Origin of the sequence: Streptomyces sp. 796.1 (assembly GCF_047525675.1) — a bacterium.
Taxonomy (GTDB): domain Bacteria; phylum Actinomycetota; class Actinomycetes; order Streptomycetales; family Streptomycetaceae; genus Streptomyces.
This window is the reverse complement of the sequence record NZ_JBLIWA010000028.1, coordinates 37,229-53,857: the sequence shown is the minus strand read 5'-3', so window position 1 is coordinate 53,857 and position 16,629 is coordinate 37,229. Positions and strand designations below refer to the sequence as shown.

Annotated in this window: 14 protein-coding genes and 1 pseudogene; 5 read left to right on the top strand and 10 right to left on the bottom strand. The window is 74.1% G+C overall.

Translation table 11 applies throughout. From position 1 onward, the window contains the following. Window positions 1–21 precede the first annotated feature (21 nt). Complete coding sequence (locus tag ACMA1D_RS19765) at window positions 22–669, bottom strand: TetR/AcrR family transcriptional regulator (protein WP_414725329.1); 648 nt, start codon at window positions 667–669, stop codon at window positions 22–24. A gap of 39 nt (window positions 670–708) precedes the next feature. Between ACMA1D_RS19765 and ACMA1D_RS19760 the strand changes: the two genes are divergently transcribed. Next, window positions 709–1,035, top strand: coding sequence for a rhodanese-like domain-containing protein (locus tag ACMA1D_RS19760; RefSeq protein WP_414725328.1), 327 nt, complete (start codon window positions 709–711; stop codon window positions 1,033–1,035). Between the two features lie 107 nt (window positions 1,036–1,142). Here ACMA1D_RS19760 and ACMA1D_RS19755 read toward each other — a convergent pair whose 3' ends face one another. The 3 genes from ACMA1D_RS19755 to ACMA1D_RS19745 all read right to left on the bottom strand — a co-directional run bounded on the left by ACMA1D_RS19755 (window position 1,143) and on the right by ACMA1D_RS19745 (window position 4,811). After that, window positions 1,143–1,646, bottom strand: coding sequence for a hypothetical protein (locus ACMA1D_RS19755; RefSeq protein ID WP_414725327.1), 504 nt, complete (start codon window positions 1,644–1,646; stop codon window positions 1,143–1,145). A 342-nt stretch (window positions 1,647–1,988) separates the two neighbouring features. After that, window positions 1,989–2,852: an alpha/beta fold hydrolase gene (locus tag ACMA1D_RS19750; RefSeq protein ID WP_414725326.1), complete on the bottom strand. Its 864-nt coding sequence runs from the start codon at window positions 2,850–2,852 to the stop codon at window positions 1,989–1,991. A gap of 1,266 nt (window positions 2,853–4,118) precedes the next feature. Beyond that, complete coding sequence (locus tag ACMA1D_RS19745; RefSeq protein ID WP_349991865.1) at window positions 4,119–4,811, bottom strand: metal-dependent transcriptional regulator; 693 nt, start codon at window positions 4,809–4,811, stop codon at window positions 4,119–4,121. Window positions 4,812–5,075: 264 nt separating this feature from the next. Between ACMA1D_RS19745 and ACMA1D_RS19740 the strand changes: the two genes are divergently transcribed. Then, window positions 5,076–5,849, top strand: a complete 774-nt coding sequence (locus tag ACMA1D_RS19740) for an SIS domain-containing protein (RefSeq protein WP_414725325.1) — start codon at window positions 5,076–5,078, stop codon at window positions 5,847–5,849. A gap of 23 nt (window positions 5,850–5,872) precedes the next feature. On the opposite strand, the gene ACMA1D_RS19735 is transcribed toward ACMA1D_RS19740, so the two are convergent. Together ACMA1D_RS19735 and pdxH are read right to left on the bottom strand one after the other, a co-directional pair. Beyond that, window positions 5,873–7,882, bottom strand: a complete 2,010-nt coding sequence (locus tag ACMA1D_RS19735) for a PAS domain-containing protein (protein ID WP_414725324.1) — start codon at window positions 7,880–7,882, stop codon at window positions 5,873–5,875. Window positions 7,883–8,501: 619 nt separating this feature from the next. Further along, window positions 8,502–9,197: a pyridoxamine 5'-phosphate oxidase gene (pdxH, locus tag ACMA1D_RS19730; RefSeq protein ID WP_414725323.1), complete on the bottom strand. Its 696-nt coding sequence runs from the start codon at window positions 9,195–9,197 to the stop codon at window positions 8,502–8,504. 379 nt (window positions 9,198–9,576) lie between these two features. Between pdxH and ACMA1D_RS19725 the strand changes: the two genes are divergently transcribed. The 3 genes and pseudogenes from ACMA1D_RS19725 (at window position 9,577) to ACMA1D_RS19715 (ending at window position 12,914) form a co-directional block, all read left to right on the top strand. Further along, window positions 9,577–10,677, top strand: coding sequence for a citrate synthase 2 (locus tag ACMA1D_RS19725; protein WP_414725322.1), 1,101 nt, complete (start codon window positions 9,577–9,579; stop codon window positions 10,675–10,677). Between the two features lie 364 nt (window positions 10,678–11,041). Further along, window positions 11,042–12,040: pseudogene (locus tag ACMA1D_RS19720) on the top strand (Cmx/CmrA family chloramphenicol efflux MFS transporter); the annotation flags it as partial. A 268-nt stretch (window positions 12,041–12,308) separates the two neighbouring features. After that, entirely contained in the window at window positions 12,309–12,914 is a 606-nt protein-coding gene (locus tag ACMA1D_RS19715; RefSeq protein WP_414725321.1) for a TetR/AcrR family transcriptional regulator, read from the top strand. A gap of 269 nt (window positions 12,915–13,183) precedes the next feature. Here the strand turns inward: ACMA1D_RS19715 and ACMA1D_RS19710 are convergent, their stop codons facing one another. The 4 genes from ACMA1D_RS19710 to ACMA1D_RS19695 all read right to left on the bottom strand — a co-directional run bounded on the left by ACMA1D_RS19710 (window position 13,184) and on the right by ACMA1D_RS19695 (window position 16,615). Next, complete coding sequence (locus tag ACMA1D_RS19710; protein WP_414725320.1) at window positions 13,184–13,831, bottom strand: DUF4360 domain-containing protein; 648 nt, start codon at window positions 13,829–13,831, stop codon at window positions 13,184–13,186. A 357-nt stretch (window positions 13,832–14,188) separates the two neighbouring features. Next, complete coding sequence (locus tag ACMA1D_RS19705) at window positions 14,189–15,046, bottom strand: hypothetical protein (protein WP_414725319.1); 858 nt, start codon at window positions 15,044–15,046, stop codon at window positions 14,189–14,191. A 46-nt stretch (window positions 15,047–15,092) separates the two neighbouring features. Continuing rightward, entirely contained in the window at window positions 15,093–15,719 is a 627-nt protein-coding gene (locus ACMA1D_RS19700) for a TetR/AcrR family transcriptional regulator (protein WP_414725318.1), read from the bottom strand. After that, window positions 15,716–16,615, bottom strand: coding sequence for an enoyl-CoA hydratase family protein (locus tag ACMA1D_RS19695; RefSeq protein ID WP_414725317.1), 900 nt, complete (start codon window positions 16,613–16,615; stop codon window positions 15,716–15,718). Before ACMA1D_RS19695 ends, ACMA1D_RS19700 begins: the two co-directional genes overlap by 4 nt. Window positions 16,616–16,629 lie beyond the last annotated feature (14 nt).

The following is a 16,629-nucleotide window of genomic DNA, read 5'->3' as shown; positions in this document are numbered from 1 at the left end:
GAGCAGCGGCGCCGCTGCCGCTCACCGGTCCACCGGGCGCCCAGGGGCCACGGGGTGCAGGGCCGTGCGGGCGAGGCGGATGAGGCCGGCCCGCATGCGTTCTTCGCCGAGCTCGGGCAGGAGGGCGGCCACGTGTTCGGCGGAGAGGGCGGCGAGCAGGGCATGGGCGGTGTGTTCGGGGTCGGGCGTGGCGCCGAGCAGGATCGTGGTGTGGCGGTGCCAGAACCGGTACGCGCCGATGCGGTACCTGGCGCCGGGCGTCGCCACCTCCGACATCCGGACCAGGGCCAGGTGTTCCAGCAGGTAGTCGAAGTAGGCGTCGATGAAGGCAGCCAGCCGCTCGTCGTCCGGCGCGCCGGGGCCCAGCGGGGGCGGGCCGGACAGGATCGCCTCCTGGAGCACTCGCTCGCGGGCGTCCAACAGGGCGACGGCCAGCCCGGACTTGTCGCCGAAGCGTCGGAAGAGGGTGCCCTTGCCGACGCCGGCGGCTGCTGCCACCTGGTCCATCGAGACGCCGTCCACGCCGTGTTCGGCGAAGAGGCGGGCGGCGGCGTCCAGCGCGGCGGCGCGGTTGCGGGCCGCGTCGGTCCGTTCCTTGGGGGGTCGGGTGCGCAGGAGTTCCAGCGGGATTGCAGAACCGGACTGCGGTCCGTTAACGTCATGAGCCACAACCGGACTATAGTCCGATTTCCTTGGGAGGGCATTGCCATGACCGCACTCATCACCCGCGACGAACTCCGCCAGGCCATCGACGCGGGCAGCGTGACCGTCCTCGACACCCTCGGCGGGGCGCAGTACGAAGCGCGGCACCTGCCCGGCGCCGTCGCGCTCGTACGGGCCGACGTCGATGCGCAGGCGTCCGCGCTGCTCCCTGATCGCGACGCCGCGATCGTCACGTACTGCTCCAACACGGCGTGCCCCAACAGCGGCCAGGTCGCCGACCGGCTCACCGCGCTCGGTTACACCAACGTCCGCAAGTACCGCGAGGGCATCCAGGACTGGGTGGAGGCCGGGCTGCCCACCGAGTCCGCCTGAGCCGTCCCCGGCCCCGGCTCCCGCTCGACGTCGCCGGGGGCGGGCAGCGCGTTCGCGTTGTCCGCCCCCGGCGGTCGCGCGTACGGGGAGTGCGTACGGCGGGCGCGTCAGGCCGCGGGTTGGGCGGCGAGCGCCTGGGTGAGGGCCGTCAGGAACGCCTGGGGGTCGCGGGTGGGGATGCTCAGGCCCTGTCCGCGTCGGGTGGCGATGACGACGCTGTCCATGCCCATCGGGACGGCCCAACCGCCGCCCACCAGGCGGGGCTCGCTCCGGACCGACTGCTGGGCGGCGCGGGCCGCGGCGAACGGGCGCCCCGGTGGCTGCTGCGCCAGGTGCAGTGCGGCGGCCACCGATGCCGCGTCGAGGTCGGCGAGCGGCAGCCGCTCGCGGCCGACGCGCAGGGTGGTGGGGTCGATGTCGATGCGGTTGTAGAAGTACTTGGAGATCGGGACGCTGGTGAAGGCGAAGAGCAGGAGCAGGAAGAGCGCCGAGACCGCGAGCCACGCCCCCAGGTCGTCGGGCAGCGAGTCCACGCCCATCCAGGCGACGCCCACGACGTAGACGGAGAGGCAGATCAGGGTCCAGACCTTGGACGGGCGTTCGCGGTACATGCGGTTGATGATCCGAGAGGCGTTTCCCGCCTGGCAAGCGAGTCCCGGACCACGCCACGATGAGATGGGCCACACGGGCTGGATACGGGGCCGGCCGGCGGACGCTTGCCGGCGCCCCGCGTGTTGGCGGTCGCGCGCGGGGTGGCGGCGGTCGCGGCGATTGCGTACGGCTCCGTGGCCGGGCAACTCCGGTGCCGGCAACGGCTCCTGCTGCGGTCGGGGCGACGGCGGCGCGCCAGCAGCAGCGACACGGCGGCAACGGCGCCGCGTCGCACGTGGCAGGCGTGTCGGCCGGGACGGCCGCCCCACGAATCCCCACCCCACGAATCCCCGCCCCCGGCATCACCCCAGGAGTTCGGCCGCCAGGAAGGGTTCGACCACGCGTCGCCAGTCGTCGGGCTGGTCGTAGTGGACGAGGTGGCCGGCGTCGGGGACCTCGGCGTATATGCCGCGGGGTAGGACGCGGACCATTTCCTGGGCCTCCGCGCGGCCCAACTCGCCGTCCAGGCCGCGCACGACCAGGGTGGGGCACTGCACCAGGGCGAGGTCCTCCCAGTGCGCGTCGTGCACCCAGGTCTCACGGGCCATCAGCATCTGACGGCGGGAGAAGACCGGCCGCCAGCCGTCGGCGCACTCCGACATCACCTCGGCGTAGAAGTCGCCGCGGGTGGACCTGGGGCGCTCAAGCGTCGGGTCGTCCTCGCCGAACCACCTGCGGACGTCGGCCAGCGTGGCGAAGGGGACCGGCCACGAGGCGAACCAGTCCGACCACTCGTGCTGCGACGCGGCCCCCAGCGCGGAGGCCCGCATGTCGCAGATGACCAGGGCGCGCACCAGGTCGGGGCGGCGGGCCGCGAGCTGCCAGGCGGTCAGGGCGCCCATCGAGTGCCCGATGAGGACGGCCGGGCCGAGGCCGAGCTGCTCGACGGCGGCTTCGGCGTCCGCCACGTACGCCTCGCGGGTGTACGGGCCGTCGGCGGGCTTGTCGCTGCGGCCGTGGCCCCGCTGGTCCAGGGCGACGGCCCGGTGGCGGGTGGAGAGCCAGCGGGCGGTCTCCGCCCAGTGCGCGGCCCGGCCCATCAGCCCGTGCAGTAACAACACGCCGGGCGCCTGCTCGGCGCCGCTCTCCGCCTTGGGCGGATCGGCGAACTCCCACGCGGCGAGCCGCACGCCCGCGGCCCCCGTCACGTCCGTGCGCCGCACCATGTGTCCCGGCACCTCCATCCCTCCCTAGAGCAGCCCCACAGTATCGAACCTTTATTCGAACAAGTGGCTATCGGCGCGAACACCCCTCGTTCGGGTGACTGGTCGCGGGGATTGTCAGCCGCTGCCGAGGGGAGACAGCTACACGGGGGCGGACTGCTCGGGGAAGGGAGTCCGCCGCGGTCGACCTTGAGAGCTCGGGGCTCCAGGTCGCCACAGGGGAACGGGGAGGCAGGGCCCCGGCGGCTTCGGCCGCCGGGCCCCTGGCGCTGTCACCGCCCCGCCCGCCCTGACCGACCCGCCCGCCCCGGCCGGTCCGTCCGCTCTGACCTCGCCGGTCGCCCCCACCGCGGTGGCCGCCTTGCCGGCCCCGGCCACCTCGCCCGCCCTCGTCACGCCGGCCACCCCCGCCCCACTGGCCGCACCGGCCACCCCCGCCGCGCCGACCGTCCCGATCGCTGGTGACGCACCACCGACCGTCCCGATCGCGGGTGGCGCGCCCCGCGCCCGACGCCGCCCCTGCCGCCAGCTCCCCGCCAGCGCACCGGGCCCCGCCCCGGGCCCCACAGCCACCTACCGCCAGGCCCCCGGCCCCGCGACCACGCACCACCGGGCGGCGGCCCGTACGCCCGCGGGCCCGGCCACACCCGCCGGCCCGGTCCGTACGCGAACCGGGCCCGCCCGGGCCCGAAGCAGCCGCCGAGCGACCCCGGGGCAAGGCCATGCGGCCGGCGTTCGGCGTTCTTCGCGCGGTGGCGCCCCTCGTACGTGACGGGCCCATCCGGCCCACCTCCCCAGCCCCGGGAGACGCCGGCGGTGGGCCCGCGTGCCCCACTCCCACCGGCTCTCAGCGCACCTGCACGCGTATGCGTCAGCGACAGGGTGGCACGCCGCGCGCGCGGGCGCGTGGTTTCCCCCAACTCCGGGCCGGGAAAACCGTGTTGCCGCAGGTGAGCAGGGGAACTGCGGTACCGGTTTCGGCTCACCGCCGTGCGGCGCGGGGCCGTCCCCGTGCGCCCGTACCCGCGCCGCGCTCCCCACGGGCGCTCCGACACCGCGCATCGTCCGCATCACCACACCACACCGCCCGCGGCACGCGCGCGTACGGGCGGGGGGCAGAAGGCGGGAGGGGCCCGGCCAGCGGGCCCGTACGGCAGTGTCTCGGCGCGGGGCCGCCCGCGGGCACGCGCGCACGCACGCGAAGGGCGCCGGCCCCGCGGAGGGGGGCCGGCGCCCTGTGGGTCCTACGGTCTGGGCCCTACGGCGGTGTCAGCGCTTGGCCACGAAGACGTGGGAGGCGATGGCGGACTCCAGCTCGGCCGCCTCGCCGCTGCTGCCGACCATGACGCCGGCCGCCGACTCGGTCACGCTGACGACCGCGCCGGGTTGCACCCCGGCCCGCCGCAGCGTGTACATGAGCTGGGGGTCCGTCTGGATCGGCTCGCCGATCCGGCGCACCACCACGGTCTTGCCCTCCGAACCGGGCTCCAGCTCCAACAGGCTCACCATGCCGGAGTCCAGGAACGGGTCGACCTCGGCCGACTCGCCGAGCTCTTCGAGGCCGGGGATGGGGTTGCCGTACGGCGACTCGGTGGGGTGCCGCAGGATCTCCAGCACGCGGCGCTCCACCGCCTCGCTCATCACGTGCTCCCAGCGACACGCCTCCGCGTGCACCTGCTCCCACTCCAGGCCGATGACGTCGACGAGCAGGCACTCGGCGAGCCGGTGCTTGCGCATCACGCGCGTGGCCAGGCGACGACCCTCGTCGGTCAGCTCCAGATGACGGTCGCCGGCCACCGTCACCAGCCCGTCGCGCTCCATCCGCGCCACCGTCTGGCTGACCGTGGGGCCGCTCTGGTCGAGCCGCTCCGCGATCCGGGCGCGCATCGGGACCACACCTTCTTCTTCGAGCTCCAGGATGGTGCGGAGATACATCTCCGTCGTATCGATCAAACCGGACATGTGCGTGCCCCTCGATGTGTCGTGCGGTGGCCCTGGACTCAATTCTGACGCATCCCGCGGACAACCGGGGCTCGCTCCCGCCATCGAGCAGGGTCAACGGCGTACGACGTATTGACAGGGCACTGGTCCAGACCGCAACGTGATCCGCGCCACGCACGTCCGGCGCGTGATAGCCGATGCCAGAAAAGAGCGAAAAACCTCTCGCTCACCGTGGCAATAACAGCCGAATAACGAAATAAAAACGAAGGAAAGGGCCCCTCGTCGATGAGCGAGAGCACGCGGTCAGTCCCTGCCGAGTTGGCCGAGCGGTACCTGGATGCCGCCATCGCCCTGCTGCGCACCGTACGTGACGAGGGTGTCGGGCCGATCGCCGAGGCGGGCGCGTTGATCGCGGACACCGTGCAGGCGGGCGGGCGGCTGTTCGCCTTCGGTGCCGGGCACTCCTCGCTGCCGGCGCAGGACGTGGTCTACCGCGCGGGCGGGCTCGCCCTGATGAACCTGCTCCAGGTGCCGGGCGTGATCGGCGTCGACGTGGTGCCGGCGACGCTGGGCAGCGCGTTGGAGCGGGTAGACGGGCTGGCCGGCGCGGTGCTCGACACCAGCCCGGCGGTCGCCGGCGACCTGCTGGTGATCATCTCGCTCTCCGGTCGGAACTCGCTGCCCGTCGAGATGGCGCAGAACGCCCGGGCGCTGGGGCTGAAGGTGATCGGCGTGACCTCGGTGGCGTACGCGGCGGAGACCAAGTCGCGGCACGCCTCGGGCACCTTCCTCAAGGACCACTGCGACCTGGTCCTGGACAGCAAGATCGCGGTGGGTGACGCCGAGCTGACGGCCGACGGCGTGGCCGCGCCGTTCGCCCCGGCGTCCACCGTGGTGACCAGTGCGCTGATGCAGGCGATGCTGGCGGCAGCCGCCGGCGAACTGGTGGCGCGCGGCATCGACCCGCCGCTGCTGCGCTCCGGCAACGTCGACGGCGGCCACGAGTGGAACGGGCGCGTGATGACGGAGTACGGGGACCGGATCTTCTACCGGCACTGAGCGGCCGGCGGGCCGGCCCCGCGCTACCGCAGTTGCTGGGCCAGGTCGATGGCGGCTGCGACGCGCACCGCCACGTCTTCCGCGTACGCCGCGTCCGTACGGTCAAACGCGCGGCGGCTGGTTCCGCGGAGGAACGAGGCCACGCCCAGGGTGCGGCCCCGGCTGCGGAGGACCGCGCACAGGCCGTGCACCGTGCCGCCGGGCCACTTGCGCGCCGCCGCCCACTGGAGGCAGCCCTCCTCGTCGGTACGGCCCGCGCTGGCGCGCACCGAGCCGCAGCGGTCGGCGGCCTGGAGTGCGGGGTGGCCCGGCACGTACGCCACCGGGATGCCGTCCGCGGTGCTGAGCGGGGTGCTCGGGCCGGCTCCGGTGGCCGCGCCCGCGGGTGCCGCCACCACTCTGACCAGCGCGATCGGTGGCCGGTCCGGCAGGCTGGAGGGCCCGCCGATGAGCGCGGCGCCGTCCCCGGCGGGGTGGGGGCCTGCCGCGCCGTGGTCGGGCGCGCCGTGCGCGGCGGCGTCGTGCGCGGCGGCGTCGTGGCCGGACGCATCCTGGCCGGACGCATCGTGAGCGGGGATTCCGTGGCCGGATGTGCCATGGCCCGATGAGCCGTACCCGGGTGGCGGGTAGCCGGCCGGCCCGGCGTCCGCTGCCCCGGCCTCCCCCACACCGACGGCATCGCCCGTACCGGCGACACCTTCCCTCCCCGTGGCACCTGCCACCCCAGCGGCATCGCCGAACCGCTCGGCACCACCCGTAACGTTCCCGCCCGAGGCCGCGGGCCCCGCACCGGCGCCACCAGCGGTACCGCCACCACCGGCAGCAGCACCAACAGCACCCGCGGTGACGCCGTTACCGCTGCCGTCGCCACTGCCGTTACCGCTACCGTCACCACGGCCCACACGGCCGGCACCGTCGGAGCCGCGCTGTCCGGTGGGCCCGCCCCACCGGCTCGGGGACGGTTCGCGGACCAGGTCGATCAGGGCGTGGTCGGCGAAGCCGGCCAGGGCGAAGTCGAGGTAGACGGTGGCCGCCTCGAAGGGGTCCTCGCATTCGGCGGCGGCGCGGGCGGCCCGGTGCAGTTGGTTGCTCCGGAACCGCATCCGGGCGCTCTCCTGCTCGGCCCGCTTGGCCTCGGTGACGTCGCGGAAGATCCACGCCACGCCCAGCGGCACCGCCTCCTCGGTGAGCGGCGAGGCCAGCCGTAAGAAGCCGCTGCGCCAACAGCGGCGCTGCGGCGGCTGGCCGACGGCCGCGCGCTCGCCCCGTACCGTCACCCAGATCTCGGTCGGCTCGGGCGGCGCGCCCTCCGCCAGCACGTGTTGGAACGCGCTCTCGACCTCCTCCACGCCCTGGTCGATGAGGTCGCCGAGCGGGCGGCCGAGGAGTTCGGCGCGGGGCGCGCCCAGCGAGCGCGCGGCGTGCCCGTTGAGCACCGCGGGGCGCAGGTCGGCGTCGACCAGGACGACGCCCCAGGAGGCGTCGTCGAAGAGTGCCTCGCTGAGCGCGATCGACCGTTCCAGGTCGATCTGCGCGTGCACCTCGCTGAAGGCGCAGTACACGCCGGCGGCGGCGCCGTCCGCGGTGGGTACGGGGGCGGTCTGGGCCCGTACGAGCACTCGGCCGCCGCCCTTGGTGACCAGGGCGAACTCGTGCACCTGGCGACCGCTCGCGCGCCGCGCGCCCAGCAACTGCGCCTCCACCTCGGGCGCGTCGGACGCCCGCAGCGCCCAGCCGGCCAGGCCGCGCCGGCCGATCGCCTCGGCCGGTGGCCAGCCGAGTACGCGTTCCGCCTCCCGGTTCCAGTGCGTGACGGTGCCCTCGGCGTCGAAGGCGCACAGCGCCGCGTCCATGCCGTCGAGCAGCGCGGCGAGCAGGTCGAAGTCGCCGTGGCCCGCGGTCTGCGCGTCGCCGGCGGGATCGGCGGCGCCCGCCGGTGGGCTGGTGGTCGGGCCGTTCCCGGGGCCCGCGGCACCCGACGCGGCCGTGGAACCCGACGAACGGGCGGGGTCGGAGCGTTGTGGAGCGGTCACCGGACACCCCCTGCTAGACAGGCTGGACGTGGCTGTGCGCGCCGCGCGTAGGGCCGTGCGTGGCACGTACGCGCGTGTGCGTGTGGTGTGTGCGTGGTGTGTGCCGTACGGCAGGTGTGGCGGTGCGGCAGGCCGGTGCCGGTCGGCAGCCGCACGTCGAAACATTCAACTCGAACGTGACGCGCACCACACCACCTTCGCCGAAATCGTTGCCTGCCGGAAATTCGGTTGTGAGGGGTCCGCGCCCGTCCTTACGGTGTGGGTACACGAGAAGGGAGGTGGTTCGGCCGATGTACAAGATCCGGACGCGTGAGGTGACTGCGGGCTAGTCGTCCGCCGTCGCATCCCGCCCGCACCCGATCCCCGTCCCACGGGGCCGAGGGTGCGAGCCGCGCAATGCCGGACGCGCACGCGAAGGCGTGTGCGGCTGGCCAATCCCAAGCAGTCACCCGACCCGCGAGTCGCCGGTACGTCCGACCGGCCCCGAGGTGCCGTCCGGCACCCGGGAAGCGACTCGCGGGTCGTCTGCGTTTTCCGCCCGTGGTGCCCGGCTGAGCTGCCCGCCCGTGGTCACCGGCGGCCGGTCCCCGCGCGCGGCGACCGGCCGGGGTTCAGCCCGCTACGGGCACAGCCGCTCCACCTGCCACGGGGGCGCCTCGGCCCCGGCCGCCCCCGTGCGGACGTACCGCAGCCGGTCGTGCAGCCGGTTGGCGCGGCCCTGCCAGAACTCCACCGTGTCGGGGGTGATGCGGAAGCCGCCCCAGTGCGGTGGGACCGGGACCTGTTCGCCCGGTGGGTAGCGGTCGGCGAGTTCGGCGTACATCGCGTCGAGTTCCGCGCGGGAGCCGACCGGTTCGGACTGGCGGCTGGCCCAGGCGCCCAACTGGGAGCCGTGCGGGCGGGTGCGGAAGTAGGCGGCGGTCTCGTCGCGCCCGGTGCGCTCCGCGACGCCGGTGACGATGACCTGGCGGGCCAGCGCGTGCCAGGGGAAGAGCAGCGAGACGGCGGGGTTGGCGGCGAGGTGGCGGCCCTTGCGGGAGCCGTAGTTGGTGAAGAAAACGAAGCCGCGCTCGTCGTACCCCTTGAGCAGCACGGTGCGGGCGTGCGGGCGGCCGGTCTCGTCGACGGTGGAGAGGACCATCGCGTTCGGCTCGTGCAGCCCGCTGTCGACGGCCTCCTCGAACCAGTGGGTGAACTGGGCGAAGGGAGTGGCGGCCAGGTCGGCCTCGGAGAACCCCGCGCCGCGGTACTGCTCACGCATGGCGGCGGGGTCGTGGACGCGCGGCTGGTGCGGGTCGGCATGGGACACGCGCATATCTTGCAGCATCGGGGTGAAGTCACTTGACGCTGCCCCGGGGCGCTTACGGGTAACCCTCTCGGGTGGAAGGGGGCAGTGTGCCTCTTCTCACGCTTCCCCGCAGGTGAGGAACCCACCAAAATCGTCGACTGTCCCACTGTGGCATCCGCACACCACGCACTATCGTGGCCGGTCCCCGCACCGAGCCGTACCACCCGCCACCCCTCTCGGCCCGATCCGTACGCGACTGGATGACCACCACGCCGCGCGGGACCGCGGTCGGGGCCGCCGGACCGGAGCGCGAGCCGCATGTGCGGCCGTGCAACCGTGCCGGCCTCCCAGACCTGGCGATGCGGCCACGAGCCGCCTCGTCCACCACTCGCGAAGGAGCCACCCCATGACCGACTTCGTACCCGGGCTCGAAGGAGTCGTCGCGTTCGAGACGGAGATCGCCGAGCCGGACAAGGAGGGCGGCGCGCTCCGTTACCGCGGCGTGGACATCGAGGACCTGGTGGGCCACGTCTCGTTCGGCAACGTGTGGGGCCTGCTGGTGGACGGCGCGTTCAACCCGGGGCTGCCGCCGGCCGAGCCGTTCCCGATCCCGGTGCACTCCGGCGACATCCGGATGGACGTGCAGTCGGCGCTCGCCATGCTGGCGCCGGTGTGGGGGCTCAGGCCGCTGCTGGACATCGACGCCGAGCAGGCCCGCGAGGACCTGGCGCGGGCGGCCGTGATGGCCCTGTCGTACGTGGCGCAGTCCGCGCGCGGCCAGGGCCTGCCGATGGTGCCGCAGCGCGAGATCGACAAGGCCGAGACCGTGGTGGAGCGGTTCATGCGGCGCTGGCGCGGCGAGCCGGACCCGCGACACGTGGCGGCCGTGGACGCGTACTGGACCTCGGCGGCCGAGCACGGCATGAACGCCTCCACCTTCACCGCCCGCGTCATCGCCTCCACCGGCGCCGACGTCTCGGCCGCGCTCTCCGGTGCGGTCGGCGCGATGTCGGGCCCGCTGCACGGCGGCGCGCCGTCCCGGGTGCTCGGGATGATCGAGGAGATCGAGCGCACCGGCGACGCGACCGCCTACGTCAAGGGCGCGCTGGACCGCGGCGAGCGGCTGATGGGCTTCGGGCACCGCGTCTACCGGGCCGAGGACCCGCGCGCCCGGGTGCTGCGCCGCACGGCGCGCGAGTTGGCGGCGCCGCGCTTCGAGGTGGCCGAGGCGCTGGAGAAGGCCGCGCTCGAAGAGCTGCACGCGCGCCGCCCGGACCGGGTGCTCGCCACCAACGTGGAGTTCTGGGCGGCCATCGTGCTGGACTTCGCGGAGGTCCCGGCGCACATGTTCACCTCGATGTTCACCTGTGCCCGCACCGCCGGTTGGAGCGCGCACATCCTGGAGCAGAAGCGCACCGGGCGCCTCGTCCGCCCCTCCGCCCGGTACACCGGGCCGGGGTCGCGCAGCCCGAAGGACATCGTGGGGTACGCGGACATCGCGCGCTGACCGACTGACCGCGGCAGCCGCCCTCCGTACGGAGCCGTTCCGCCGTTCCGCCGTTTCCACCGCCCCGTCGTCCCGTCGGCCCCGCTCAGGGGGCGCCGGGGTGGCGGGGCGGCTGCGTGTGCGTGTGCGCCCATTTTGAAGCAGTCGCTCCACAACATGCTAGGGTCTGCAGCGGCGCGCAACCGAAGACACCACGGGCTCGCGCGGACCCCACTTATGAAGCGAACGCTCCAAAACGGCGACCCGCTTGCCCGCACCACCCCTCACGCCGCCTCACCCCACCCCATCCCTCCCGGAGGACACCGTGCCGCTGCCGGTCTACATCCTCGGCTTCGTCATCTTCACGCAGGGCACCTCGGAGTTCATGCTCTCCGGGCTGCTCCCGAACATCGCCGATGACCTGGGCGTTTCCATTCCCGATGCGGGGTTGCTGATCTCCGCGTTCGCGATCGGGATGGTGGTCGGCGCCCCGCTGCTCGCGCTCACCACGCTGCGCTGGCCGCGCCGTACCGCGCTCGTCGCGCTCCAGGCGGTCTTCATCGCCGCGCACGTGGCGGGCGCGCTGGCCCCCGGATACGGGGTGCTGTTCGCGACCCGCATCATCAGCGCCCTGGTGTACGCGGGCTGCTGGGGCGTGGCCCTCGCGGCGGCGGTGAGCCTCGTACCCGCGGGTGCGCGGGGGCGGGCGGTGGCCACGGTGGCCGGCGGGCTGACGCTCGCGACCATCGTCGGCGTGCCGGCGGGCACCCTGCTCAGCCAGTACGCGGGGTGGCGCGCCGCGTTCTGGGCGGTGGCCGCGGCGACCCTGGCCAGCCTCGTGTGCACGGTGCTCGCCGTCCCCGACGGGCGCGGCGCGGCCACACCCGGCCACTCGGCCGCGACCGAGCTGCGCGGCCTGGCCCGCCCCCAGCTCTGGCTCTCCTACGCCGTCACCGCCTTCACCTTCGGCGCGGTGATCGTCACCTTCAGCTATCTGGCCTCGCTGTTGACCGACGTCAGCGGGGTGCCCGAGGGGTGGGTGCCCGGGGTGCTCGCGCTGTTCGGGGTGGGTGGGCTGCTCGGCATCGCGGCCGGCGGCCGGCTCGCCGAGGCGCATCCGATGCGCACGCTCGGCTGGGGCCTGGCCGGGCTGCTCGCGGTGTCGGCCGCGCTGGCCCTGACGGCGCGGCACGCGGGCGTGGTGGTCGCGCTCGTCTTCGTCCTCGGCTTCGTCGCCTGGGTGACCAATCCGGCCCTCCAGTCGCGGGTCTTCGCGCTCGCGCCCGGGGCGCCGACGCTGGCCGGGGCGGGCAACACGGCCGCGTTCAACGTCGGCAACACGCTGGCCCCGATGCTCGGCGGGGCGGCCATCGACGCGGGGTACGGCTTCGCCTCGGTGGCCTGGGTCGGCGCGGGCCTGGCCGCGGTCGGCCTGGCCGCCACCCTCGTGGCGGCGCGCACGGGCCGCCGTACGCCGCCGGCGACCACCGGCCCGGCGGCCTCCGCCCCAGGCCAGGGGGCCCCGTCCCCGGCGAACGCGCCACCCCGGCCCGTACGGCATGACTGCCAGCCCACGCCGCATGACCACCGGCCCGGCCCGCGCGCCCCGCCGCCATTTGGTGCGGGCGCTCCAAAACCCTTACCGTGGCGGCATGGCCAGGCCACGCGGGTTCGACGAGGGGCGCGTCATCGACGCGGCGATGGAGACGTTCTGGCGGCACGGGTACGAGGCGACCTCGACCCGGGAGCTCAGCCAGAGCACGGGGCTCGGCCCGTCGAGCCTGTACAACGCCTTCGGCGACAAGCGGCAGCTCTACGTGCGCGCCCTGCGCCGGTACTGCGAGACCGCCACCGCCCACCAGGTCGAGCTGTTGCAGCGGCCGGGCCCGGTCATCGACCGGCTGCGCGCGCTGATGGTGGAGGCGATCGACGCCGACCTGTCGCCGGACGGGCGGCGCGGCTGCTTCGCGGTGAACTCGGCGATCGAATCGGCCGCGCTCGACCCGGAGATCCGGGCCGCGGTACGGGAGAACTTCGGCCGGGTCGAGGACGAACTGACCGCGGTGCTCGCCTTCGGCCAGGCCAGCGGGGAGGTCCGCACCGACGGCGAGGCCCGGGCGCTGGCCCGGCAGGTGCAGGGCGCGTACTACGGGCTCCGCGTGCTCGCCCGGGTCCAGGACGACCGGGCGGCGCTGCTCGCCTCGGCGGAACTGACGCTCGCCGCGCTCCGATCCACCCAGCGGGCTCAACTCGCTTGATTCATGGCCGAGTTGCCGCCATCCGCCGTCCACCCGAGTGGCCGGATCGCGCGCCGCGGCTGCCGCGGTGACGACCCGGAGGACGGGGACGAGGCAACCGCCGCGGACGGAGCGAGCGAGGCGGGTGGCGCAGACGACGTAGCCGGGGCGGACGGCGCGGGAGCGGGCGGCGCGGCGGGGGCGAAACGCGCCACCCCGCCCGGCCGGAGGGCGTCCCCTTCGGCCGGGCGGGGTGGTCGGTCATGCGGGGCGTCGGTGCGGGGTGCGGATCACGGCTTCGGGCACTGTTTCCAGGCCAGCCGGTAGATCGTGTTGATGTCGGTGTCCGTCGAGTCCATCGTCATGAAGCTGGTCTTCTTCGGGTCCGACGTACCGGCGTTCACCCGGAGTTCGGTGTTGATGTTGAAGTTGCGGCGCGCTCCGCAGGGGGCCCAGACCAGTTGGCCCCAGTCGGTCTCGTCGGTGGCCTGCCAGTTGTCGTTCTGCGGGCCCTTGAAGTTGTGGCTGATGGCGGCCGTGTCCGGGGAGCCCTGGAAGTAGTACGACGCCTTCTCCTGGCCGGTGGCGCCGGGTTGCAGCGAGGTGTAGCCGCGGTAGTCGGCGCTGGCGATCGCGTAGGTGAAGCCGCTGGGGACGTACACGATCAGGCTGAGCTGGCAGTTCTTGCGGAACTCGGTCGGGTCGGAGTCACCGCCGACTCTGGCCAGGTACTTGCTGTAGGTGACGGTGAACGCGGTGTTGTCCGGGGAGACCGCCACCTCGGCCGAGCCCTTCGGGCAGCCGGAGCCGTTGACCGTCGCGAGCTCGATGACGATCTTGTCGTCGGGCGGGTTGATGATCGCGGACGGGCTCTGCGGCGAGAGCGTCGCGGAGAACAGGCCCACTACGGCGCCGGTCGCGAGAATGCCGGGATGCATGGGAAGTCCAATCGTCTGCCTTGGGGATGGGCACTTGCTGCGGGCACGCAGGGGTCACCGCGGAACTGGGGACGTACGCGTGCGAAACGGCGACCCGCCGATGCCCAGGAACGATCTGGAGCGATCTGGAACGGTGCAGCGGTTCGGCAGGGGCGCATGTGATCTGAGCGGCATGCGCATGCCAACCGAGCGAGATGTTAAGGAACCGTAGGGACGTCGCCTAGGGCGAACTCCGGCCAAACCATAGGCATACGGCGTACAAGCCCCATGCAACGTAGAAGGCCCATGCGTCGTAGAAGAGCTCATACGACGTAGGAGGGACAGCGTGCACGGGGCGGCCCGCGGGTGCGGCGGGGACTACCGCGGTTCGGCCGTCGGCAGGGCGTTGCGGATCAGGCGCGCGGCCTCGGCGGGTTGGTCGGCCGCGAAGTACACGTGTCGCGCCAGCACCGGCTCGCCGCGGCGGAACCGTACGGAGAGGGGTTCGGCGAGCTCGACGGCCATGGTGGTGGCGCTGCTGACGGAGCAGGCGACCGCGTCGGGCCGGTCCAGGGAGCGGCGCAGGCCGTGGCTCGGGGTCAGGCCGTGGGCGGGACGTACGGACGCGATGTGCGCGAGCGGGACGGCGAGCGTGCGGAAGGGGCCGGTGCGCAGGTGGAGCGTGTCGGCGTCGATGAGGTGCGGGGCGCGGGCGGTCATCGCGCAGCAGCCCGCGGTCAGCACGAGCGAGCAGAGCACCCAGGCGACGTGCAGCAGCCGATAGGCAGCCGGGATCATCGCGTCCACGACGACGCTGGAGACCAGGTCGGCCGCCATGACCAGGTAGATGGCCTGCCGTGCGTCGGCGGAGTGCCGTATCGCGTGGCTGGCGCCGGCCAGGGCGACCGGGCGGCGCGCCAGCAGGGCGACGAGGTCCCCGAGCAGGGTCCGCAGCCAGGTCCCGGCCGACCGCCGCGGCAGCGCACCGGCCGCGACCGCCGGCACGGCCTGGGCGGCGCCCCGCGTTTCACCTTGGGTTTCGCCCCGGGTTTCGCCCTGCGGCTGCGGTTCGGGCCGCGGTTGGTCCTGGGCTTCGCCCTGGGACTCGGGCTGCGGTTCCGCCCGACTGTCGGGCTGGCCCTCGCGGTGGGCTTCGTGCGGCGTGCCGTACGACCCGTCACCCTGTCTGTCGTACGGTCCGTCGGCCTGCCCGCCGCCCTGCCTGGCGTCCTGCACGTCGTGCGCCCCTCCCGCCCGGGGGACCGTGCGTGTCGACTCCGCGTCAGCCCCGTGCCAGCACCTCGTGGATCAGTCTCGCCCACTGGGTGACCACGCGTTCGCGTCGGGGGGCGTCGTCCGTGAGGAGGTTGGCGAGGCCGAGGCCGCGGGCCATGTCGAGCATGCCCTGCACCGTTTCGCGGACGCCGGGGACGCGCTCGTCGGCGCCGAGGAGTTCGATCGCCATGCGGTGCGTCTCGCGGCCGATGCGGGCTTCGAGCGCCTGCACCCGGGAGCCGAGTTGCGGCTCGTTGGAGGCCGCCACCCACAGTTGCAGCGCGGCCCGGAACAGCGGCCCGGTGTACAGGCTGATCAGGCCGTCCACCACGGCGTGCGTCCGCTCGGGGCCGTCCCGCTCGGGCGGGTCGGCCGCGGCCGGCAGCAGCGAGCGCAGCGCGGCCGTCCGCTCCTCGGCGACCTGCTCGACGGCGGCCGTGAACAGGTCCTCGCGGGTGGGGAAGTGGTGCTGCGCGGCGCCCCGGGAGACGCCGGCCCGCTCGGCGACCACCGCGACGGTCGAGCCGGCCCAGCCGTGGTCGGCGAGACAGCAGATGGCGGCTTCGAGCAGCCGCTGCCGGGTGGCTCGGCTGCGGTCCTGCTTGGGGTCGCGCAGGGCTGGGCGGGTGGTCAACGGGGGGCCTCCGCGGTACTGGGGGCGGCCGACGCCACCCGTTCGGTACGGGTAGATGGCCATATCGGGGCACGGCGTTCCAGAAAGGCGGTCATTCCTTCGCGGGCCTCGGCCGATGCGAAGAGCCGTGCCGACTCGGCGACCAGGGCCGCGGCGTCCCGGTCGAAGGTGCGCCGCACCTCGGCCGTGGCCAGCCGCTTCGCCGCGGCCAGGCCCTGTGGCGCGCCGCGGCGCAGCCCGTCCAGGATCGGTTCGAGCGCCCGTTCCGGGTCGCCGGCCAGAGTGATCAGGCCGATCCTCGCGGCCTCGGCCGCGTCGAACCGCTCGCCGGTGAGGTAGTAGCGGCCGGCGGCCCGCGGGTCGAGCCTGGGCAGCAGCGGCAGCGAGATGACGGCCGGCGCGAGGCCGAGCCTGACCTCGGTGAAGGCGAAGCTGGCCGCCGGCCCGGCCACCGCGACGTCACACGCGCCGAGCAGGCCGAGCCCGCCGGCCCGTACGTGTCCGCGCACCCGGGCCACCACGGGCAGCGGCAACTCCACGATGGCGCGCATCAGGTGGACGATGGCCTGCGGGCCGCGCGGTACGGCGTCGTCGCCGGCGGGGGCCGGGCCCGCGAGCCCCTTCGGCGCCGCCGACGTCGCCTCGGACAGGTCGGCGCCGGCGCAGAACGTGTTGCCCGTGTGGTCGACCAACACCGCCCGGGCCGCCGGGTCGGCAGCGGCTGCCGTCAGGCCCGCGAGCAACTCCGCGACCAGGCGGGACGAGAGCGCGTTGCGGTTGTGCGGCGAGTCGAGGGTGAGGGTGGCGATGCCGCGGTCGTGGCCACGTCGTACGAGCGGTGCCGGGCGCTCCTCGTTCGGCCCCGCCGGCCGGTGGCCATCGGATGGCTCGGTCATCGGTCCGCCGGCCT